General features: G+C 51.6%; 24 protein-coding genes. All 24 read left to right on the top strand.

Going from position 1 to position 22,795, the window contains the following annotated elements:
- Positions 1-129 precede the first annotated feature (129 nt).
- The 24 genes from B5F18_RS06055 to B5F18_RS05945 all read left to right on the top strand — a co-directional run bounded on the left by B5F18_RS06055 (position 130) and on the right by B5F18_RS05945 (position 22,760).
- Positions 130-1,731: a terminase large subunit gene (locus B5F18_RS06055; RefSeq protein ID WP_204217082.1), complete on the top strand. Its 1,602-nt coding sequence runs from the start codon at positions 130-132 to the stop codon at positions 1,729-1,731.
- A 17-nt stretch (positions 1,732-1,748) separates the two neighbouring features.
- Complete coding sequence (locus B5F18_RS06050) at positions 1,749-3,110, top strand: phage portal protein (RefSeq protein WP_087156772.1); 1,362 nt, start codon at positions 1,749-1,751, stop codon at positions 3,108-3,110.
- On the top strand, positions 3,013-3,747 hold the full coding sequence (locus tag B5F18_RS06045) for a head maturation protease, ClpP-related (protein ID WP_087156771.1): 735 nt from the start codon (positions 3,013-3,015) through the stop codon (positions 3,745-3,747). The genes B5F18_RS06050 and B5F18_RS06045 overlap by 98 nt, the downstream gene beginning before the upstream one ends.
- A 13-nt stretch (positions 3,748-3,760) precedes the next feature.
- A complete protein-coding gene (locus B5F18_RS06040) occupies positions 3,761-4,969 on the top strand; it encodes a phage major capsid protein (protein WP_087156770.1) in 1,209 nt (402 codons plus the stop codon).
- A gap of 70 nt (positions 4,970-5,039) precedes the next feature.
- The gene (locus B5F18_RS06035) at positions 5,040-5,315 is read left to right on the top strand and encodes a head-tail connector protein (RefSeq protein WP_087156769.1); all 276 of its coding nucleotides are present in this window, start codon (positions 5,040-5,042) and stop codon (positions 5,313-5,315) included.
- Positions 5,315-5,647, top strand: a complete 333-nt coding sequence (locus B5F18_RS06030) for a phage head closure protein (RefSeq protein WP_087156768.1) — start codon at positions 5,315-5,317, stop codon at positions 5,645-5,647. Before B5F18_RS06035 ends, B5F18_RS06030 begins: the two co-directional genes overlap by 1 nt.
- Before the next feature lie 43 nt (positions 5,648-5,690).
- Complete coding sequence (locus B5F18_RS06025) at positions 5,691-6,032, top strand: HK97 gp10 family phage protein (protein WP_442911368.1); 342 nt, start codon at positions 5,691-5,693, stop codon at positions 6,030-6,032.
- Positions 6,025-6,342 (top strand): hypothetical protein, encoded by a 318-nt coding sequence (locus B5F18_RS06020; RefSeq protein WP_087156766.1) that lies wholly within the window; start codon positions 6,025-6,027, stop codon positions 6,340-6,342. The genes B5F18_RS06025 and B5F18_RS06020 overlap by 8 nt, the downstream gene beginning before the upstream one ends.
- Before the next feature lie 5 nt (positions 6,343-6,347).
- Positions 6,348-6,956, top strand: a complete 609-nt coding sequence (locus B5F18_RS06015; RefSeq protein WP_087156765.1) for a major tail protein — start codon at positions 6,348-6,350, stop codon at positions 6,954-6,956.
- Complete coding sequence (locus tag B5F18_RS06010) at positions 6,953-7,327, top strand: hypothetical protein (RefSeq protein ID WP_004605764.1); 375 nt, start codon at positions 6,953-6,955, stop codon at positions 7,325-7,327. The genes B5F18_RS06015 and B5F18_RS06010 overlap by 4 nt, the downstream gene beginning before the upstream one ends.
- Positions 7,324-7,488 (top strand): hypothetical protein, encoded by a 165-nt coding sequence (locus tag B5F18_RS12590; RefSeq protein ID WP_171027895.1) that lies wholly within the window; start codon positions 7,324-7,326, stop codon positions 7,486-7,488. Before B5F18_RS06010 ends, B5F18_RS12590 begins: the two co-directional genes overlap by 4 nt.
- 108 nt (positions 7,489-7,596) lie before the next feature.
- Entirely contained in the window at positions 7,597-10,587 is a 2,991-nt protein-coding gene (locus tag B5F18_RS06005; protein ID WP_087156764.1) for a phage tail tape measure protein, read from the top strand.
- Positions 10,584-11,234 (top strand): hypothetical protein, encoded by a 651-nt coding sequence (locus B5F18_RS06000; protein ID WP_087156763.1) that lies wholly within the window; start codon positions 10,584-10,586, stop codon positions 11,232-11,234. The genes B5F18_RS06005 and B5F18_RS06000 overlap by 4 nt, the downstream gene beginning before the upstream one ends.
- A complete protein-coding gene (locus B5F18_RS05995; protein ID WP_087156762.1) occupies positions 11,231-12,688 on the top strand; it encodes a phage tail protein in 1,458 nt (485 codons plus the stop codon). Before B5F18_RS06000 ends, B5F18_RS05995 begins: the two co-directional genes overlap by 4 nt.
- A gap of 16 nt (positions 12,689-12,704) precedes the next feature.
- Positions 12,705-14,519, top strand: coding sequence for a hypothetical protein (locus tag B5F18_RS05990; RefSeq protein WP_087156761.1), 1,815 nt, complete (start codon positions 12,705-12,707; stop codon positions 14,517-14,519).
- Positions 14,520-14,533: 14 nt separating this feature from the next.
- Positions 14,534-15,079 carry a hypothetical protein gene (locus tag B5F18_RS05985; protein WP_022335484.1) on the top strand — a complete coding sequence of 182 codons (546 nt, stop codon included), beginning with the start codon at positions 14,534-14,536 and terminating at the stop codon, positions 15,077-15,079.
- A gap of 29 nt (positions 15,080-15,108) precedes the next feature.
- Complete coding sequence (locus B5F18_RS05980) at positions 15,109-17,022, top strand: DUF859 family phage minor structural protein (RefSeq protein ID WP_087156760.1); 1,914 nt, start codon at positions 15,109-15,111, stop codon at positions 17,020-17,022.
- An 81-nt stretch (positions 17,023-17,103) separates the two neighbouring features.
- Positions 17,104-17,526 (top strand): phage holin family protein, encoded by a 423-nt coding sequence (locus B5F18_RS05975; protein WP_087156759.1) that lies wholly within the window; start codon positions 17,104-17,106, stop codon positions 17,524-17,526.
- Positions 17,526-18,467 carry an N-acetylmuramoyl-L-alanine amidase gene (locus B5F18_RS05970; RefSeq protein WP_087156758.1) on the top strand — a complete coding sequence of 314 codons (942 nt, stop codon included), beginning with the start codon at positions 17,526-17,528 and terminating at the stop codon, positions 18,465-18,467. Before B5F18_RS05975 ends, B5F18_RS05970 begins: the two co-directional genes overlap by 1 nt.
- 145 nt (positions 18,468-18,612) lie before the next feature.
- Positions 18,613-18,831 (top strand): SHOCT domain-containing protein, encoded by a 219-nt coding sequence (locus B5F18_RS05965; protein ID WP_087156757.1) that lies wholly within the window; start codon positions 18,613-18,615, stop codon positions 18,829-18,831.
- 60 nt (positions 18,832-18,891) lie between these two features.
- Complete coding sequence (locus B5F18_RS05960; protein WP_087156756.1) at positions 18,892-20,454, top strand: recombinase family protein; 1,563 nt, start codon at positions 18,892-18,894, stop codon at positions 20,452-20,454.
- Positions 20,409-20,882, top strand: coding sequence for a recombinase (locus B5F18_RS05955; protein ID WP_442911367.1), 474 nt, complete (start codon positions 20,409-20,411; stop codon positions 20,880-20,882). The genes B5F18_RS05960 and B5F18_RS05955 overlap by 46 nt, the downstream gene beginning before the upstream one ends.
- The gene (locus tag B5F18_RS05950) at positions 20,869-22,440 is read left to right on the top strand and encodes a recombinase family protein (protein WP_087156754.1); all 1,572 of its coding nucleotides are present in this window, start codon (positions 20,869-20,871) and stop codon (positions 22,438-22,440) included. The genes B5F18_RS05955 and B5F18_RS05950 overlap by 14 nt, the downstream gene beginning before the upstream one ends.
- 107 nt (positions 22,441-22,547) lie before the next feature.
- On the top strand, positions 22,548-22,760 hold the full coding sequence (locus tag B5F18_RS05945) for a helix-turn-helix domain-containing protein (protein ID WP_087156753.1): 213 nt from the start codon (positions 22,548-22,550) through the stop codon (positions 22,758-22,760).
- Positions 22,761-22,795: the final 35 nt, after the last annotated feature.

The raw sequence follows: 22,795 nt of genomic DNA, 5'->3' as shown, positions 1-22,795 counted from the left end.
GTAAGATGTTCATAAATCTATTATGCAAGAAAAAGTAACAAAAGAAAACCCCCTATCCCCTCATGAATGAGGGGCAGGGGAGTTGAATAGGCGAAGCCTATTTTTTATGCCATTTTGGAGGTGGTGTCTATGCGAAAACTGAAAAAATACAAGCCCACCAGGTTTATGGCGAAGACCTCGCACTACGATAAGGACGCCGCCGATTATGCGGTGATGTTCATCGAGTCCCTCTGCCATACCAAGGGTACCTGGGCGGGAAGGCCCTTTGAACTGATCGACTGGCAGGAGCAGATCATCCGTGACCTGTTTGGCGTGTTAAAGCCCAACGGCTACCGCCAGTTCAATACAGCGTATATCGAGATTCCCAAGAAACAGGGAAAGTCAGAACTTGCCGCCGCTGTGGCGCTCCTGCTCCTCTGCGGGGACGGCGAGGAACGGGCCGAGGTGTATGGGTGTGCCGCCGACCGTAACCAGGCAAAGATTGTGTTTGATGTGGCGGTGGATATGGTGCGGTTCTGCCCGGCTCTTTCCAAGCGGGTGAAGATCCTGGAGTCCCAGAAGAAGATTACCTATCTTCCTACCAACTCCTCCTACCAGGTGCTTTCAGCGGATGTGGCGAATAAGCACGGCTTCAATACCCACGGTGTGATCTTCGATGAACTGCACACCCAGCCCAACCGGAAACTTTTTGACGTCATGCTCCAGGGTTCCGGGGATGCCCGGATGCAGCCGCTGTATTTCCTGATCACCACAGCGGGCAACGACACCAACTCCATCTGCTACGAGGTACACCAGAAAGCCATTGATATCGCGGAAGGCAGGAAGGTCGATCCTACTTTCTATTCTGTCATTTACGGCGCTGCCGAGGATGAGGACTGGACGGACCCCAAGGTCTGGAAGAAGGCAAACCCCTCCCTCGGTATTACGGTGGGTATTGATAAGGTCAAAGCCGCCTGTGAATCCGCCCAGCAGAATCCTGGCGAGGAGAACGCTTTCCGGCAGCTTAGGCTGAACCAGTGGGTGAAGCAGTCTGTCCGCTGGATGCCGATGGACAAGTGGGACGCCTGTGCATTCCCGGTTTCCGAGGATGATCTGGAGGGGCGCATCTGCTACGGCGGGCTGGATCTTTCATCCACCACAGACATCACGGCTTTTGTGTTGGTGTTCCCGCCGCTGGATGAGGAGGATAAATACTATGTCCTGCCATACTTCTGGATACCGGAAGAAACCCTTGACCTCCGCGTCCGGCGCGACCATGTCCCCTATGACCTGTGGGAACGCCAGGGAACGCTGATGACTACCGAGGGAAATGTGGTCCATTACGGCTACATCGAGAAATTCATCGAACAGTTGGGCGAGCGGTTCAATATCCGGGAAATCGCCTTTGACCGCTGGGGCGCTGTACAGATGGTGCAGAACCTGGAGGGCATGGGCTTTACGGTGGTTCCCTTCGGGCAGGGCTTTAAGGATATGTCCCCGCCGACCAAGGAACTGATGAAGCTGGTGCTGGAGGAGAAAATCGCCCACGGCGGACACCCGGTGCTGCGGTGGATGATGGACAACATCTTCATCCGTACCGACCCGGCCGGCAACATCAAGGCGGACAAGGAAAAATCCACAGAGAAGATTGACGGTGCGATTGCCACCATTATGGGGCTTGACCGGGCGATCCGCTGTGGGAATGATACGGGAGCTTCGGTTTATGACAGCCGGGGCCTTTTGTTTATCTGAAAGGACGGTGATTTGATATGGGTATCTTTTCCGGGCTTTTCCGTTCCAGGGATAAGCCCCAGAACCGCACTACAGGCAGTGCCTACAGCTTTTTCTTTGGCGGCAGTTCGGCTGGCAAGCGCGTTAATGAACGCTCTGCTATGCAGATGACGGCGGTGTATGCCTGCGTCCGTATCTTATCGGAAGCTGTGGCAGGCCTGCCGCTGCACCTTTACCGCTATAAGGAGGACGGCGGCAAGGAGAAAGCCATCGACCATCCGCTGTATCTTTTACTGCATGACGAGCCAAACCCGGAGATGAGTTCCTTCGTGTTCCGGGAGACGCTCATGACCCATCTTTTGCTGTGGGGCAATGCTTACGCACAGATTATCCGCAACGGAAAAGGTGAAGTGATTGCCCTCTATCCGCTGATGCCGGACCGGATGACGGTGAATCGTGACAGCAATGGACAGCTTTATTACGAATACACCGTCAGCATGGATGATGCGCCTACGGTCAAAGGCAGTCTTGTCCGGCTGAATCCTTCCGATGTGCTGCATATCCCAGGGCTTGGCTTTGACGGACTGGTGGGGTATTCCCCTATCGCTATGGCAAAGAACGCCATCGGTATGGCGATTGCCTGTGAGGAATACGGGGCGAAGTTCTTTGCAAACGGTGCGGCCCCTGGCGGTGTCCTGGAGCATCCGGGTACCATCAAAGACCCGCAGCGTGTCCGGGAAAGCTGGCAGTCCACCTTTGGAGGCAGCGGTAATGCTAATAAGATCGCTGTCTTAGAGGAAGGAATGAAATATACGCCGATTGGCATCTCGCCGGAACAGGCACAGTTTTTGGAAACCAGAAAATTTCAAATCAATGAGATTGCTCGAATTTTCCGGGTGCCGCCCCACATGGTGGGCGACCTGGAGAAGTCGAGCTTTTCTAATATTGAGCAGCAGTCTCTGGAGTTCGTGAAATACACGCTGGAACCCTGGCTGGTGCGATGGGAGCAGTCCATTCAGAGGATACTGCTTTCCCCGGAGGAAAAGAAGAGTTATTTTGCCAAGTTCAATGTGGAGGGGCTGCTCCGGGGCGATTATGCCAGCAGGATGACCGGCTACGCCACCGCAAGGCAGAACGGCTGGATGAGCGCCAACGACATCCGGGAACTGGAGAACATGGACCGCATCCCTGCCGAGGAAGGCGGAGATCTGTACCTTATCAATGGCAATATGCTCCCGCTTGGAAACGCCGGGGCTTTTGCAAATACCGAAGTTAGCGATGACGGAAAGGAGGAAGATTCCGATGAAGAAGTTCTGGAAGTGGAAGAACCAGGCGGAAACAGCTCCGGCGGAACGGACGCTGTTCCTGAACGGCACCATCGCCGAGGAAAGCTGGTTTGACGATGATGTCACGCCGCAGCTTTTTAAAGAGGAACTGATGGGCGGAAGCGGAGACATCACGGTCTGGATCAACAGCCCCGGTGGCGACTGCGTAGCGGCTGCCCAGATCTATAACATGCTGATGGATTATCCGCACAACGTAACTGTGAAAATCGATGGTATCGCAGCCAGCGCCGCCTCGGTTATTGCGATGGCTGGCACGAAGGTGCTGGTATCGCCGGTATCCATGATGATGATCCACAATCCCATGACCGTGGCCATGGGTGATACCGCAGAGATGCAGAAAGCCATCGAGATGCTTGGTAGCGTGAAGGATTCCATCATCAACGCATATGAAATCAAGACCGGGCTGTCCCGCGCCAAGCTGTCCCATCTGATGGACGCTGAGACCTGGATGGACGCAAACAAAGCGGTGGAGCTTGGCTTTGCTGATGATATTCTCAAACGCTCCGATGTACCGGAGGACATGGAGCCGCCTGCGGTGTCCATGCTGTATTCCAAAGCCGCTGTGGTCAATTCTCTCATGGATAAGATTGCAGCCAAGTGCAGGACCAAACCTAAGAAAATTGAAGATTCCAAACCCAAGGGCCGCTCCGTAGACAGTCTCTACGAGCGGCTCAATCTTTTGAAAAATTAAGGAGGATACCACAATGACAATTCTTGAACTGCGCGAGAAGCGCGCCAAAGCCTGGGAAGCCGCAAAGGCATTTCTGGATTCCCATAGAAACGATAAAGGCATCCTGTCTGCCGAGGATGATGCTGCCTACACCCGTATGGAGCAGGAGATCACCGACCTGGGCAAGGAGATTGCCCGCCTGGAACGTCAGGAGGCGCTGGAGGCGGAACTGAACCGCCCGGTGAACAAGCCCCTGACGGGTAAGCCCATGAGCGGCAAGGAGGAGACTAAGACCGGCCGTGCAGCGGATGAGTACCGTACAAACTTTTGGAACATGATGCGTTCCAAAGCACCGATGCCTTCTGTGGTGAATGCGCTGCAGATCGGAACAGATTCTGAGGGCGGTTATCTGGTACCGGATGAATATGAGCGTACTCTGGTAGAGGAGCTGGAAGAAGAAAACATCTTCCGCCAGCTTGCCAATGTGATCCAGACCTCCAGCGGTGATCGGAAGATCCCGGTGGTGGCATCCAAGGGAACTGCCTCCTGGATTGATGAGGAAGGAGCCTACACGGAAAGCGATGACTCCTTTGCGCAGGTATCCATTGGAGCCTACAAGCTGGGGACAATGATTAAGGTTTCCGAGGAACTGTTAAATGACAGTGTGTTTGACCTGGAGTCCTATATTGCCAGGGAGTTTGCGAGGAGAATCGGAACCAAAGAGGAGGAAGCCTTTTTTACTGGGGACGGTACCGGAAAGCCTCTGGGAATCCTGGCTGCCTCTGGTGGTGCGGAAACTGGTGTGACGGCTGCATCCGCTACTGCGGTGACAGCGGATGAACTGATGGATCTGTTCTACTCTCTGAAATCCCCGTACCGTAAAAATGCGGTATGGGTTTTGAACGACTCCACCATCAAGGCTATCCGCAAGCTGAAGGATAACAACGGCCAGTACCTGTGGCAGCCGTCCCTGGTAGCCGGTACGCCGGATACGATCCTTGGCCGGCCGGTGAAAACCTCCGCTTATATGCCTGCCATTGCGGCCGGGGCGAAGACCATCGCTTTTGGTGATTTCTCTTATTATTGGATCGCAGACCGCCAGGGGCGTTCCTTTAAACGCCTGAACGAACTGTATGCGGCAAACGGTCAGGTGGGCTTCCTTGGTTCCCAGAGAGTGGACGGCAAGATGATCCTTCCAGAGGCTGTTAAGGTGCTGGTACAGAAAGCCGGATCTGCGGGTTAAGGATACAGATAACTATGGAAGGGCGTGAGGATAGCGGCCATGCCCTTCCACCCTGTTGGAGGTGAGGATGATGGTGGTAACGCTGGAAGAGATGAAACAGTATCTTCGGGTTGATTATGAAGATGATGACCAGTTGATTACGGGTTTTATAGCATCGGCGGAGCAGCTTTGCCGGGATGTCCTCCGGGCTGATGAAACAACGGATTTGGAAAAGGATGGGACCGTAAAAATTGCTGTCATGTATGCAGCCGCATATTTCTATGAACACCGGGAGGAAGCGGACCATCATGATTTGGCTCTGACAATCCGCTCCCTCCTGTTTGGCTCAAGGAAGGAGGCTTTCTGATGAAAATTGAACTGTTGAATGTCAGGATTTTCATTTCAAAGAATACGGTGGTCACCGATGCCATCGGAAACCACCGGAATGAGTGGAAGCCTTTCTATACCTGTTATGCGACCGTCAGCGGCGAGGCTGGGAAAGAACAGACGGATGCAGGGATGGTGGTAGATGACTCCAATATTGATTTTACGATCCGTTGGTGTAAAAAGGCGGCTGAAATTGACAGCACCCATTTCCGTGTAGAGTTCAATGGGGAACTTTATAATATCGCCGCTGTGGATCACATGAATTACAGGCGCAAAAGCATCAAGCTGTCCTGTGAGAAAGTGAGGCGGTAGAGTGGGAAAGAAAATTTCTATCAGCCAGCTTTCTGCAGCGGTGATGGAGGAATTGGAAGAATATGCAGATCTGGCCGCAGAAGATATGAAATCGGCGGTAAAGAAAGCGGCGGCAACCGTCCGGAAGGATATCGAGGCCAGCGCACCGAAGGACACCGGTGACTATGCCAAAAGCTGGGTTGTGAAGACTACTAAGGAAAGTTCCAATGCCCTGCAGGTAACCGTGTATTCCCGGAACCGGTATCAGCTTGCTCATCTGCTGGAGCATGGCCATGCGAAGCGCGGCGGAGGCCGGGTTGCAGCAAGGCCCCATATCGCCGCTGCGGAAGAAGCCGGTATTGAGCAGCTGGAGCGTGAGATTGAGAGGAGCCTGACAAATGGTTGATTTGGTGAAACTTTTGGAGGAGACAGGTATTCCGTTTGCTTATGACCACTTTGCGGAAGGGGAATCCCCCAATCCTCCGTTTATCTGCTACCTTCTGCCCCAGAGCGATAACTTTTCCGCAGATGGGAAGGTTTACCTGAAGGTCAGCAGCGTGAATATCGAACTGTACACGGACAGCAAGGATCTGGCCGTGGAACAGACACTGGAAGCCGTGCTGGATACGCACGGTATTTTTTATGACAAAACAGAGGTCTGGATCGAGAGCGAGAAACTCTATGAAGTCCTCTACTCGTTTGAAATGGAGGTTTGATTTTTATGGGAAACAAGGTCAAGTATAACTTGAAAAATGTCCACGCTGCAAAGCTGACCGAGACGGATTCCGATGGCACGACCACCTTTTCGTATGCGGAGCCGAAGGCAATCCCCGGCGCAGTGAGTATCAGCTTGGATGCAGAGGGTGAAACCAGCCCATTCTATGCGGATGGTATTGTTTACTTCCGTAGTGTGACCAATAACGGTTACAGCGGCGATTTGGAGATTGCCCTGATCCCGGAGTGGTTCCGCACGGAGATCCTTCAGGAGAAGCTGGATGCAAAAGGGGTGCTGGTCGAAAACAGTGGAGTCGGCGAGAGTGTGAAATTTGCCCTGCTTTTTGAATTTGACGGGGATGTGAACGCTATCCGCCATGTGCTATATAACTGTTCTGCCTCCCGCCCGTCTATCGAGTCGGAAACGAAGGAAGATACGATTGAACCGGGTACAGAGACACTGTCCATTACCGCCGATCCCCGTTCCGATGGGCTGGTCAAGGCGCGTACTGGTGACACGACAGACTCCGGTACTTATACAAATTGGTATAAAGCAGTGTACACACCAACTGAAGAAGAACCAGAAGAAATAAGTGGAGAGGATGAAAGCGTATGATTAAGCGTGAGATAGAAATCAGCGGGAAAAAGGTGCCCTTCCGTTCCTCTGCCACGATCCCCCGTCTGTACCGGGCAAAGTTCAAACGGGATATTTTCAAGGATCTGTCCAAGCTGGAAAAATCCTATAAGGGTAAGACGGAAAATGGTGAGGAATTGCAGATTGAGGATCTGGAGATTTTTGAGAACGTGGCCTATGTGATGGCCTATCATGCCGATAACAGCATTCCGGCAAAGATTGAGGACTGGCTGGATCAGTTTGATATGTTCTCCATTTATGAGGTGCTGCCACAGATTTTGGAACTGTGGGGTGAGAATCTTGTGACGGATGTGACGTCAAAAAAAAGATTGGCAGAAGTGAGCGGGAAATGACCACGCCGCTGTTCCTTCTGCGGAGCGTGGAACTGGGGATTTCCATCCGGGATCTGGATCTGCTCACGATTGGGCTGGTTCTGGATATGTGGACGGAAAAATCCAATGACGGCGTAAAATATAAAAGACTTGCCACTCAGGAGGACTTCGACAAGTTTTAAGATGCATTGATTTATATGGATAGTATCGGTTAGAAATAATCGGTGCTTTTTTCATGCTCGGAGGACATCCGTGCTTTTTTCATTCCCATTTTTAAGGAGGTGAGGGTTGTGGCGAACCGGATTAAGGGTATCACCGTGGAAATCGGCGGCGATACCACTGGTCTTGATAAAGCACTAAAGAACGTCAATTCTTCTATCACGAAAACACAGTCTGCCTTAAATGATGTGAACCGTCTGTTAAAACTCGATCCTTCTAATACGGTGCTGGTGGCACAGAAGCAGGAACTGCTGGCCCAGGCAGTCAGCCAGACGGAAGAAAAGCTGTCGGCTCTGGAAGCTGCACAGGAACAGGTGACCGCAGCCTTTGCCCGTGGGGATATCGGGGTAGATAAATATCAGGCGTTCCAGCGGGAAATCGAGGAAACACGTGGGAAGCTGAACAAATATAAGGCTGACCTTTCCGATTTGCAGACAGAGCAGGACGCCCTTTCCCAGAATACCGCACGGCTGGAAAAGCTGTTTGCCGCTACGGGGACAGAGGTGGATGATTATGCAGATGTCCTTGGCACCCGGCTGACTTCTGCCATAAAAAACGGGACGGCCAATTCCGACCAGCTGCGGACGGCCCTTGAGAAGATCGGGAAGTCTGCCACAGGCGGCAAAGCCGATATCCGCCAGTTGACAGACGCTCTGGATACCGTGGATGACGGGCAGGCGATCCAAAACCTGATCCAGCAGCTGAACGAGGCTGGGGACGCTGCGGAAAATACAGCGGATGATGTGGGCCAGATTGCGGAGAACACGAAAGGCGCTGCGCTGATGCAGGCGGCAGATCAGCTGTCTGCTGTGGGCGATAAGATCCAGGAGATCGGGGATAAGGCGCTGGATGCCTATACCGATACCGAGAACGCCGTGACCAAGGTGAACGCTTACTTTGGAGAGACGGGACAGGCAGCGGAACAGTCCGCTAATGTGATTAAAAACGTGTACTCCTCCGGGGTCGGGGAAAGCATGGATGCCGTGGCAAATGCGGTTCTGATGGTAAAGAAGAACCTTGGGGATTTGAGCGAGACCGATCTGACCAACCTTACTCAGCAGGCGATTACGCTGGAGGAACTGTACGGCATTGACATGAATGAAACCCTCCGGGGCGTCAATTCCCTTATGCAGCAGTATGGCCTGACTGCCCAGGAGGCGATGGACTACATCGTGGTGGGTACCCAGAACGGGCTGGATAAGACCAATGAGCTGGGCGATAATCTTTCTGAGTATGCTGGTAAATTTGCGCAGGCGGGATATTCTGCTTCTGAATATTTCCAGCTTCTGGATAACGGACTGAAGAACGGCGCTTACAACCTGGACAAGGTCAACGATGCCATCAATGAGGTCACCACCCGTCTGGTGGATGGCACTATTGGAGAGTCCATCGGGATGTTCTCCACGAAGACACAGGAATTGTTTACCTCTTGGCAGAATGGCGGCGCTACACAGAAACAGGTGATTGACTCCATCGTGGCGGATATTGCCGGATGTACAAACCAGCAGGAAGCCTTAAACCTTGCAGCTCTTGCTTTTGGAACGATGGCCGAGGATGGGAACCTGAAATTCATCACTTCCCTGACTTCGGTGGGAAGTACTTATGACAGTGTGAAAGGTTCTGCACAGGGGCTGTTCGATGCAACGACCACGCCTATGCAGGAGATGGAATCCAACACCCGGAAGCTGCAGCAATCCCTTGTTCCTCTGGGAGAGAAGCTGGCTGAGATCGCCAATACAATCCTTCCTCCGCTGGTTGCGGTAATCCAGACGGTAAGCAACTGGTTCCAGCAGCTGCCGGGGCCGGTGCAGAACTTTATCATCATCCTTGGCGTTCTGCTTGCAGCTTTCACGGCACTGACTCCGGTCATTGCGGCTTTGGCGGTTTCCGTAGGCGCGTTGAATATCTCCCTCCTACCGATCATTGCTGTGATCGCGGCGGTAGCGGCGGCTATTGCCGGGATTATCGCCATCATCCAGAACTGGGGTGCCATCACGGAGTGGTTTGGAAACTTGTGGAATACCATCTGTACCGGGATTGGCACCATGATCGAAAGTGTGAAAACGTGGTTTTCAAACCTCTGGACCCACCTGCAGAATGTTTGGAATGGCATCTGTAACGTAGTGCAGACAGCAGTGATGCTGATTGGCTCTATCATTCAAGGAGCCGTGGACATCATCACGCTGCCTTTCCGGTTTATCTGGGAGAACTGCAAAGATATCGTTACTTCCGTCTGGAACGGAATTAAAAATACCGTCAGTTCCGTGCTGTCTGCGATTTCCGGTGTGATCTCCAGCATTATGGGAGCTATCCAGAACGTGATCAGTTCCATCTGGAACGCCATCAGCAGCAAGGTGTCGGCGGTGGTCAATGCCATCAAAAATACGGTGACCTCTGTCTTTAATGCCATCAAGTCGGTGGCTTCTACGGTGTGGAATGGCATTAAATCTGTCATTTCCACGGTAGTGGACGGGATCAAGAGCAAGGTTTCTTCCGTATTCAATGCGGTAAAGAGTACGGTGTCTTCCGTATTCAACGGAATCAAGAGTACTGCAACCACAGTGTGGAATGGAATTAAGACCGCCATCACGAAGCCGATTGAAGCGGCAAAGAATACGATCAAAGGGATTGTGGACAAGATCAGCGGCTTCTTCTCCGGCATGAAGCTGGAACTGCCGAAGATCAAGCTGCCCCATTTCAAGATTACGGGTAAGCTCTCCCTTGCCCCGCCGAGCGTTCCTCACCTGTCGATTGACTGGTATAAGGAAGGCGGTATCCTAACGAAACCGACCATCTTTGGCATGAACGGCAGCAGCATGATGGCGGGCGGTGAGGCTGGCCGGGAGGCGGTGCTTCCGCTGAAGGGATTTTATAATCAGCTGGAAAATATTTTGTCCAGCAGAATGAATACCAGCGCAATGGAGAAGTATCTGGCGATCATTGCGGAAAATAGCTGCAAGGGACTGTATCTGGATGACGGGACGCTGGTAGGACACTTGCTCCCTGCCATTGACAGCGGTCTTGGGAAAACACAGAAACTGCAAAGGAGGCTGAGCCTATGAGGGCAGACGTGAAAATCAATGATTTGTGGATGTTTGCGATGGGCTGGATCCGGGAGGAGATTGACTTTCCCATGCCGCAGTCGCAGACCAATACGGTTGTGGTACCGGGGCGCAATGCTCCGATCCGTTTTACGGAGGCTCTTGGGCGGGTATCCTACCAGCCCCGGAGCTTTTCTATTACCTTGTCCATGTTGGGGAGCCGGGAGAAATTTAATCAAATGAAGGATATCCTTGCCAATCTCTACGCCGGACAGCTGTGTCAGGTGATCTTAAGCGAGGAGCTGGATCTGTATGCTTTGGGTACCTTGGAACTGGAACCGGCATATGATCCCCTTACCGGGAAAGGCCAGATGGTGCTGTCCTGCTCGGATGGAGACTCTTACCGTTATCACACGGAAGAAACAGTGGTCACTATCACTGGTGGCGGCACGGCGATCCTAAACAATGACTATATGCCTGTCGTACCCACGGTAGTCACGACAGCGGAGACGGCGCTCAGTTGGAGTATCGGTGAAGATGTATTCCGCAAATCCGTCAGCGCCGGGACGTGGACATTCCCGGAACTGGAACTGCAGGAAGGGCAAAATTCGGTCAGCATTACGGGAGAAGGCACGACCACCTTCCGGTACCGGGAGGGACGCCTATGAGTTTGTTTCGAGTGTTTGTGGATGGGCAGCTGTTTTACCATCCCCATCTGTCCCAGCTTTCCATCACGGAGGCAAAAGTGCAGGAGGATGCGGAGAATATTGACAGCCTGACCCTCTCTGCCCCGTTCAACCATCCCTATCTCTCTGCGATCCAGCCGATGTCTTCGACCATTGTCTGCAAGAAGGATGCTCTTACGGTATTTGAGGGGCGGGCCTTGGATGATGGGACAGATTTTTATAATACGCACACATGGACATGCGAGTCCTGCCTTGCGTATCTGAAGGACACCATGCAGCCTCCATTTTCCTATCAGGGGCCACTCCGTGGACTGCTGGAGCAGTTCCTCTCCGTGCATAATGCAGCAGTGGAGGAAAAGAAGCAGTTCACTCTCGGTACAGTGACGGTTACAGATAACAACGATTATATCAGCTACAGCAATTCCGACTACTCCGTGACGATGGATGCCATGCAGGACAAGCTGATCAAAACGCATGGCGGGTATCTGCAGGTGCGTTATACCGATATGGGAAAATTTCTGGATTATCTGGAGGACTTTCCCGACCGGTCGCTGCAGACCGTGGAGTTTGGTAAGAACCTGACGGATGTGAAGATTACCCGTGACCACACGGAGCGGGTGACGGCTCTGATTCCGCTGGGAGCGAAAATTACGGAGACCGAAGAGGATGGCAACGAAACCGAGACGGACACCCGGCTGGATATTACGGCGGTGAACGATGGCAAGAACTATGTGTACGATGAGGAAGCGGTCGAAGAAATCGGATGGATCTGGACGACCGAGATCTGGGAGGATGTGACGCTGGCAGGGAACCTGCTGCGGAAAGCAAATGCCAGACTCTCGGAACTTGTGAAAGGTGTCACCAGCATGGAACTGACCATCGTGGATGAGTCCGATACGGGTGCAGATATCGGGGATATCCGGGCAAGGATGTATGTGCACTGCATTTCCAAACCGCACGGGATTGACGGGACATATCTGTGTCTTAGCCGTACAAGGGATTATCTGAATCCCTCCGGCAACACCATCACGATAGGGGCTGCAGGTGTCCGTCTGACTTCGGAGTCTGCGAAGCAAGACCAGAATATCACTTCTATTGAAGATGAACTGTTAGGGCAGACCTCCAAGATCGAGGTGATTACGGGAAAAGTCGATCAGATCAATGCCCAGAAGATGTACCGGACAGAGCTGGTGGTGGATGGGGTGAACATCTTCCGGGATAAGGGGCAGAAAAGCATCCTTCGCTGCCGGGTGTATTCGTGGGACAAGGAGATCACGGATACCCTTCCGGCCAGCAGCTTTGTCTGGCACCGGAATTCCGGTCGGGAGGACCTCGATGCCGACTGGGACAGTTCCCATACGGGCATGAAATCCATCACAGTCACCACGGAAGATGTGACTGACAACGCATCATTTTATTGTGAAATCACGATTTAAACAGGAGGAGACGAATATGGCAATTTTGACTTCCAGCCAGCAGACCTTTGTGGATATCACAGACCAGAGGAAACTGTCGGCCTATATTACCTCCAATCTGCCCAAGTCGCAGATTGAAAATCCGAACGTGTTGCCCCATACCTATGCGCCGGACTGGGCCAGCACACCCCTGACCCTTACCCCGGTGGTATTTCTTGATCAGACCAATCTGGCGCTGGATGCATCGGGGCTTACAATCTCGTGGAAACGGAAAGAGGGAAACGGAGCGGAGGCGGCGCTGACCTCCGGGGAGAGCGTTTCCAAAGGCGTCCTGACGGTCAATGCCAATAAACTGTCAGCGGCTACATCTGGTATGCTTACCTACCTTTGCTATATCAGCTATTACGACTCAGAGACAAAGAACACCGTCAATATCTCCGCCGACATCACCTATACGCTGATCCGTAATGCACAGAACGCAAAGCTGGCCTATCTTGCTGCAGATACTTATGTATTTAAGTATGACGCCAATTCTTCTCTGGTCGGGGCCAAGCAGGCTACCCTGACGGCACAGGTGCAGGGAGTGACGATCACGGCATGGCAGTATAAAGACAGCACCGGGGAATGGAAGGATTATCCCACCACATCGGACAATGCCAGCATCTCCGGCGGCACTTTGGTAGTGAAACCAGATCATGCTGTCTTTTTTAATGGGGTGGCTCAGATCAAGCTGGCGACCGATGACCCGGATGTTTATGATACGACTTCCCTCACGAAGATCTATGACGGCTCTCAAGGTGAACCGGGGGCAGCCGGAACGGGCGGCCTTTCTGTCATCCTTGGGAATGAGGCGCAGAATATCGCTTGTACTTCCGGAGGGCTGGTAGCGGCAGCTACGGATATCACAATCCCATTTACGGGGTATGTGGGAATTTCGCAGGTCGCCTGCATCTGTACGGTGGGAACTTTGCCTTCTGGCGTGACAGTGAAGAGCAATACAGCAGCGACCGCTTCCAGAGCCGGATCAGTGGTACTGACCTTTGCCGCTAATGCGACTCTTGGCGGGGCAACGGTCTTAAATGGCACGATTGACCTGACCTTTACGATTTCAGGAGCCTCCGTGGTAAAGAAGTTTGCATGGACAAAATCCAACAAGGGCAGCAACGGAGCCAGCGGTGCCAATGCAATCGTATTCTCTGTGTATGCACCGGAAGGTACTGTTGTCATTAACCAGTCCGGTAGCCTTGCGTTGGCAGCGGTTGGTTATGACGGCGCTTCTGAGATTACGACAGGAGCTACCTATCAGTGGGCGAAATACACAGGTGGTGAGTGGGAGAATATCACAGGAGAAACGTCCTCCACCCTGTCGGTATCAGGGGCGGATATCGTGAACATCCAGTCCTACCGCTGTACGATGACCTATAAGGGCAATACCTATGAGGATGTGATCACGGTGGAAGATAAATCCGACCCTTATGTATCGGAGATGCTTTCCATCGGTGGCTTTACGGTCAAGAATAATCTCGGCGGTGTGGTGCCTTATGTGATCGTCCGTACCAACCAGAAAGAAGTCGATCCGCTGCTTGGCAGTATCTCGGAGACGGCTCCGTCCAATCCAGAGGAAGGTGACTTCTGGTATCAGGTGGATCATTCTGCGCAGACGGTTACTCTGATGAAGTATTCCGGCTCGGCTTGGGCGGCTGCCACAGAGAAACAGTCGCTGACCTACACATGGTATGCGCAGGACAAGGATGGTCATGCGGCAGAATTTGATAAGGCCGGGAAGGTGATTTACCTTTCCGCAGCGGATATTGACAGTATCCTGACGCTGCAGTGTGATGTATCCAACTGACCGGAGGTGATCGCATGGCGCTTATCACCAGCTGTCAGGCAACCTTCCAGAATTTCTCCGGTTATGAGGATGACCTTGCCTCCTTGGAGGAAAACATCCGGGAATGCTACTCCGAGATCACGAAAACCTCGGAACAGATCAATATGTCCGTCCGGGAGGAATTCATTTCCCGCTCAGAAATGGAGACGATCCAGAAGGATTTTGAAACCAGCATTACTCAGAGCAGCACAGAAATCCGGATGGATTTCACTACGATTACGGACGAAATCAAGGAAAATGTCTCTACGAACCAGTTGCTTTTGGAGGAATATATCCGGTTTAAAGGTGCTTTGATTGAACTGGGAAAAGTCGGGAACGCCTTCACAGCAGAACTATCCAACGAGGAACTGGCCTTTAAAGAGAATGGGCAGAAGATTGCCTATATCTCCAACCAGAGCCTTGTGATTACCAATGCGGAGATCCGCAACAAGCTATCCCTCGGCAATGAAAGCCGGGGGTGGTTTGATTTTATACCGAGAACCAATGGGAACCTTTCAATCAAATGGAGAGGTCCCGTCTAAGATGCTGAGAAACGGAAGGGGTGAGAACGATGGCATCCAGCGGCAGTTTTTCCGGTTCCATCCGGGACGGCCATTATAAGCTGCGGGTGGACTGGTCGCAGAGCAAGAATGTCTCTGCCAATACGTCTACGGTTACCTGTAAGCTGTATCTGGTGAATGACTGGAGTCTGAATATCAGTGGGCGAAGCGACAATACCTGCACCATTGACGGATCGGCTCAGACTTTTTCCTCCCCAGCGATTAGTACCACGGGAACACATTTGCTGGGAACGGTATCAAGGACGGTCAATCATGCCAGCGATGGCAGTAAGTCCTTAGCGATTTCAGCAGTGTTCCAGATCCGGGCAACCTTAAGTGGGACGTACTATGGAACAATCACAGCCAGCGCCAACATTACGCTGGATAGCATCCCCCGTGCCTCCAGCGTATCTGCTGCAAATATGACGATGGGGTCTGCCGGTACGATTTCGATCAACCGTGCTTCTTCCGCTTTTACGCATACGCTGACGTATTCCTTTGGAAATACCAACGGGACAATTGCAACCAAGACAACGGCATCTTCTGTATCATGGACGCCAGCTCTTTCGCTGGCCAGTCAGATCCCAAATGCGATCAGCGGTACCTGCACAATCACTTGTACGACCTATAACGGAAATACGAATATTGGTTCCAAAACCTGTACGCTGACTTTAAGTATTCCTGCCAGTGTGAAACCGACTATTTCCAGCCTGACTGCTTCCCGGATTGATGGAGAAGTGCCAAGTACGTGGGGAATTTATGTGCAGACAAAGTCCAAGGTAAAGCTGACGATCAACGGGGCGGCTGGAAGTTATGGCTCCACCATCAAGTCCTACTCCATTACGGGCGGCGGGTACAGTGGTTCCGCGTCCACGCTGACGACAGGTTTCCTCAATAATTCTGGGACGATTACCTTTAAGGCCACCGTAACGGATTCCAGAGGCCGGGTATCGGCGGAGGCTTCCGTTTCGATCACGGTGACCGCCTATTCCCCGCCATATTTCAATTCCTCCCTGTCCCAGCGGTGCTTAAGCAACGGGGCGCTGGATGATGACGGGACATACATCCACGCGCTGGTGTCCTTTGGCTATTCCACTTGTGGCGGGAAGAATACTCTCAAAACTTCTGTCCAGTACAAGCAGGTGGCTGCGGAGCAGTGGACGGACGCCGGGGTGACCTTTACCTCCAATACAGCTTTTACCTATGGCCGGGGGCAGATTTCTACGGAGACCTCCTATGATGTGCGGTACACGCTGGAGGATGCGTTTTCCACCATTTCCGTACAGGAGATCGTCTCCACGGCTGCCGTGGTCATGGACTTTAAAAATGGCGGCAAAGGTGTGGCGATTGGAAAAGTTTCAGAAACCGATAACACCTTTGAGGTGGCCGAGAACTGGGATGTGAAAGTCTATGGGATGCTCCTGAAAGAATACATCCAACAATTTGCCAAAACGATGTATCCGGTAGGCAGTATCTATATGAGTGTCACTTCTACCAATCCCGCTACTTATTTTGGAGGCACTTGGGTGGCGTGGGGCAGCGGCAGGGTGCCGGTAGGAATTAACACATCGGATAGCAACTTTAATACGGTGGAGAAAACAGGCGGAGCATCGGCCGTCACACTGACTGCCAGCCAGATGCCAAGCCATACACATACGTTTACCGGAAGTTCTACCACGACCAACAGTGCAGGCGGTCATACGCACAATATTGGCCGTGATACGGATGGAGGTGCAGGCAGCAGCCGCTATACAGTGCATAGTGCAGGAACTTCTGGGGCGCAGGCTACCTCCCCGACCAGCAGTGCTGGGGCGCATACTCACTCACTGACTCCAAAAGGAAAGAACGCAAATACGGGAGGTGGTGGCTCTCACACCAACCTGCAGCCCTATATCGTCTGCTATATGTGGAAGCGGACAGCATAACTTTATATTTTCTGGAAATCAGCGACTACTCTTCGGGGTAGCCGCTTTTTTCATACCAAAATTTCAAAGGAGGAACGCACCATGAAAGAATTCTGGAACACCATCCAACTCATTTTTTCCGCTGTGGGCGGCTGGCTGGGGTATTTCCTTGGCGGCTGTGATGGCTTGCTTTATGCCCTGATCGCCTTCGTGGTGATCGACTACGTCACGGGTGTGATGTGCGCCATCATCAACCGGGAGTTATCCAGCGCAGTCGGCTTCAAAGGGATCTTCCGCAAAGTGCTGATCTTCCTGCTTGTCGGAATTGCAAATATCATCGATGTGCAGGTAATCGGAACCGGGGCGGTCTTACGGACAGCGGTGATCTTTTTCTACATCTCCAATGAAGGCGTGAGCCTGCTGGAGAATGCAGGACATCTGGGACTGCCGATCCCGGAAAAGATCAAAACGGTATTAGAGCAGCTCCATGACAGAGCAGAAAACGGAAAGGAAGGTAATGAATAATGGCTTACACAAACAGTTCCCTTGTATCTTACACAAAACTCAGCCCCAACCACTCCGGGCAGAGGACGCATTCCATTGACCGGATCACGCCACACTGTGTGGTTGGCCAGCTGACGGCGGAGAGCATCTGCGGATGCTTTACCAGCCCGTCCAGAGAGGCCAGCTGTAACTATGGCATCGGGAAAGACGGAAAGATCGCACTTTGCGTGGAGGAGAAGAACCGCTCCTGGTGTTCTTCCAGCAGCGCCAACGACCAGAGGGCTGTCACCATCGAGTGCGCCAGCGATTTGAATCATCCCTACGCAATGACCACCGCTGTTTACAATTCCCTCGTGAAACTGTGTACGGATATCTGCAAACGGAATGGGAAGAAGAAACTTCTCTGGCTGGGGGATAAGAATAAGACGCTGAATTACTCGCCGAAGTCTGATGAGATGGTACTCACCGTCCATCGCTGGTTTGCCAACAAATCCTGTCCGGGGGACTGGCTGTATTCCCGGCTTGGGGATCTGGCCTCCAAGGTAACGGCAGCACTGGGAGGTTTTTCATCTGGATCAGCAACTTCTGCTTTATACCGTGTCCGCAAAAGCTGGCCGGATGCCAAGAGCCAGAAGGGGGCTTTCAACAATCTGGATAACGCAAAGAAATGCGCCGACTCCAATGCTGGCTATTCTGTATTTGACGAGAGTGGCAAGGTGGTTTATACCGGAAAGCAGGCTGGTTCTGGTAGTTCCGGTGGCTCTTTCAGGGTGCAGGTGACTATTACAGATCTGAATATCCGGAAAGGCCCCGGAACCAACTATGGTAAGACAGGCAAATTTACGGGTAAGGGTGTGTTCACGATTACCGAGGTGAAATCCGGCACCGGATCGACTAATGGCTGGGGAAAACTCAAGAGCGGCGCTGGTTGGATTTCCCTGGATTACTGTAAACGGCTTTAAATAAAACGGAAAGAACAGGAGGCCCGTGGGCTGTGCGATAGATGCATGGCCTGCGGGCTTTATTTTTTTGTCTGTAATACCCCCTCAAAACGCTGTAGAAATCTCCGTATTTTGAAGGAGGCATCCTTCGGATAGGAGGAATACCATGCAGGTAACGAAGGTGACGGCTGGTTTTCAGAATCAGACAGCAGAGAGGAAACTATTCACAGATGAGGAGCTGCAAAGGGAATTTGACTATTACATGGCGCAAAAACTGCTGGAAAAGCTGCGGGAGGCGGAGCTGATTTCTGAGGGTGAATTAGACAAAATTACGGCGAAAAACCGCCAATCATTCTCTCCCTATCTGGCTCGGATTATGCCCTAAATGACTTGCTATTTGCAGGTGTCAGAGCGAATATGTCCGTACCGAAAGAGAGGTGAGAGGATGAAACGGATCACAAAAATTGAAGAAAATATGCCCCTCGAAAAGAGAAAACTTAGAGTGGCGGCCTACTGCCGGGTATCTACAGCCAGAGATGAACAGCTTGTTAGTCTGGCAGCGCAGAAGGCTCACTATGAGAGTTACATCAAATCCAATGATGAGTGGGAGTTTGCCGGACTTTACTATGACGAAGGCATTTCCGGTACGAAAAAAGAAAAGCGGGATGGGTTGCTGGCGATGGTTGCCGCCTGCGAGAGAGGAACGATTGACTTCGTCATTACCAAATCCATCAGCCGTTTTGCCAGAAATACCACGGACTGTCTGGAACTGGTGCGGAAGTTGCTGGACTTAAAGATCTACATCTATTTTGAAAAAGAAAATCTAAACACGGGCTCCATGGAGAGTGAATTAATGCTTTCCATTTTAAGCAGTCTGGCAGAAAGCGAGTCGGTGTCCATTTCTGAAAATGAGAAGTGGGGTATCAAGCGGCGCTTTCAGAATGGAACCTTCATCATTTCCTATCCCCCATATGGTTATGACAATGTGGACGGGGAGATGGTGATCGTACCGGGGCAAGCGGAGATCGTGAAACAGATCTTTGCGGACACGCTTGCGGGGAAAAGTACCCACGAGATTGCGGAGGAACTGAATGAGCGGGGCGTTGCTACCAAGAAGGGCGGACATTGGACGCCGGGTACCGTCAACGCCATCATCGGGAATGAAAAATATACGGGTGACGTCCTGTTCCAGAAGACCTATACGGACAGCAGCTTTAACCGCCATCAGAACCGGGGAGAACTTGACCAGTACCTGATGCAGGACCACCATGAAGCAATCATCAGAAAGGAAGAGTTTGAACTGGCCAATGCGGTTTTGAAACAGCGGGGGCGTGAAAAAGGAAATGGCCATGACACTGGGAGATACCAGAACCGGTACGGCTTTTCTGGCCGGATCTGTTGTGGAGAATGCGGCGGCAAATATAAGAGACGGATGCATTATAAACCCAGCGGCCAGTATGTGGCCTGGGCTTGTGCCAATCATCTGAAAGATAAGGAAAGTTGTTCGCAGAAATACATCACGGATGATACTTTGAAACTGGCGTTTGTTACCATGATGAACAAGCTGGTCTTTGGACATCAGATGGTGCTGCGTCCTCTTTTGCAAAGCCTGCGGGGACTGAATGATCAATCCCGGCTGCTAAAGATTGAAGAACTGGAAACGGCAATCGAGAAAAACAGGGAGCAGAAACAGGTTCTGACGAACCTGATGGCAAGCGGCTATCTGGAGCCTGCTCTTTTTAATAAGGAAAGTAATGAACTTGTAGCGGAAGCGGAAGCCCTGCGGCAGGAAAAGGATGGGCTGATGCGCTCTGTCAATGGAGATATGGTCAAAATAGAGGAATTGCAGCGGTTGCTCCGGTTTACATCCAAAGGAACCATGATGACGGAATTCGATGATGAAATTTTCCTTTCCTTCGTGGAGCGGATCACCGTACTGTCCAGAAAAGAAGTGGTTTTTGAATGGAAATGCGGACTGTCCTTGAAAGAAAGGCTGGTGGAACCATGAGACACATTCCGTATGGATACCGGATTGAAAATGGCCGGGCGGTCATCGATGAAGAACAGGCCGCCACGGTGCGGGATTTTTTTCAGAACTATATTTCCGGCATGGCGCTTATGCCCGCCGCCGAGAAAGTCGGATTAAAGCTGTACCACGGAAGTGCTGGCAGGATGCTCCGGAATAAGAAGTATCTTGGAGATGATTACTATCCTGCCATTATCGACAAAGAAACCTTCGATAAGGCAGAAGAAATACGCATGGACCGGGCAAAGGCATTGGGGCGGATATGGGAACTGGAAGGAAAGAAGGACATCCTCTTCCCTACCAATTTTACCATGCCTGCAGTGAAAAAGGTTTCTGACGATCCCTTTGAACAGGCGGCATATGCATACAGTTTGATTGAGAGCGAGGTGGATATGGATGGAACTGAGTAGGAATATTACTGTGATCCCGGCCAGAAAGCGGGTAGGAAATACCGCTGCAGTTGGGCAACGGCCAAAGCTGAGAGTCGCTGCTTATTGCCGGGTCTCCACGGACAGTGAAGAGCAGGCATCCAGCTATGAGGTGCAGGTGGCACATTATACGCAGTTTATCCAGAAGAATCCAGAATGGGAGCTGGCAGGGATTTATGCCGATGACGGGATCACCGGAACGAATACGAAAAAGCGGGAGGAATTTAACCGCATGATCCAGGACTGCATGGACGGGAACATTGACATGATCATTACCAAGTCCATCAGCCGGTTTGCCAGAAACACGCTGGATTGCCTGAAATATATTCGGGAACTGAAGGAGAAGAACATCCCGGTTTTCTTTGAAAAAGAGAACATCAATACCATGGATTCCAAAGGTGAGGTGCTGCTCACCATTATGGCGAGCCTGGCACAGCAGGAAAGCCAGTCTTTGAGCCAGAACATCAAACTCGGATTGCAGTACCGCTTCCAGAACGGAGAGGTCCGGGTCAACCACAGCCGTTTTCTGGGTTACACAAAGGATGAGGAAGGAAATCTGATCATAGAGCCTGTAGAGGCGGAAGTGGTAAAGCGGATTTACCGGGAGTACCTGGAAGGGGCAAGCCTGCTCCAGATCGGGCGTGGCCTGGAAGCAGACGGGATTCTTACTGGGGCTGGGAAAAAGAAGTGGCGTCCGGAAACACTGAAGAAGATCCTGCAGAATGAAAAGTACATCGGAGACGCCCTTTTGCAGAAGACCTATACTGTTGACTTCCTCAATAAAAAGAGGGTGCAGAACAAGGGGATTGTCCCACAGTATTATGTGGAAAACAGCCATGAGCCCATCATTCCACGTGACCTTTATATGCAGGTGCAGGAGGAAATGATCCGGCGGGCGAACCTCCATAGCGGAGCCAACCGGAAAAAGAGGATTTACAGCAGCAAGTATGCCTTATCCAGCATTGTTTACTGTTCCAAGTGCGGTGAAATTTACCGGAGGATTGCATGGAATAACCGTGGAAAACATTCCACAGTGTGGCGGTGCTGTACCCGTGTGGAACATGGACCAACCGCCTGTGATGCACCAACCATTCAAGAGGCGGATCTGCAGGCGGCGGTGGTGCAGGCGATCAACCTTGCGCTGGGTAACAGAGAAAGCATGATGGCCACTCTCCGGGAGAACGTGGAGGCAGTGATCCGACAGGAGGATGAAACCTCATCGGAAGGGATTGAGACCAAGCTGCTGGACCTGCAGAAGGAACTTCTGAAACTGGCGAATTCGAAAAAGGATTATAACAGCGTTGCGGATGAGATTGACAGGCTGCGGGAATTGAAGCAGAACGCTCTGGTGGAAAGCGCCGAGCGGGAAGGACTGAAACAACGGATCAGGGAGATGCGGGAGTTTCTGGAACAGCAGTCTACCGAGGTCACGGAGTATGATGAACTGCTGGTGCGGCGGTTGATTGAAAAGGTCACGGTTTACGATGAAAGATTTGAGGTGGAGTTCAAATCTGGGGCGAAGGTGGACGCGGGGAGGTAGTGAAAAGAGAGGTCAGCTTTACTTACTTTTAAACTCAGATTGTGTTGAGAAATATTGAAACATGCTATAGCATTTGCTATAATCTGAAGCGTGGAGGTGTGCTTGAAATGGGATTTGGTATGATAATTAAAAAGATACGAAGTCAGCTAAAAATGACACAAGAACAATTTGCCCGTGAATTAGATATAAGTTTTTCTACTATTAATAGGTGGGAAAACGGTCATACAGTTCCTAGTAAATTAGCAAAGGTAAGGTTACTCGAATTCTGCAAAAACCAAAATGTAGATATAAATTTAATTTCTGAACTAGAGAAGCTCTAGTAGTGCAATCATATAAAAAACAAATGCAAACTTGA

This window comes from Lachnoclostridium sp. An181, from assembly GCF_002160325.1.
Taxonomy (GTDB): Bacteria; Bacillota; Clostridia; order Lachnospirales; family Lachnospiraceae; genus An181.
This window is presented reverse-complemented; position numbering and strand designations above follow the sequence as displayed.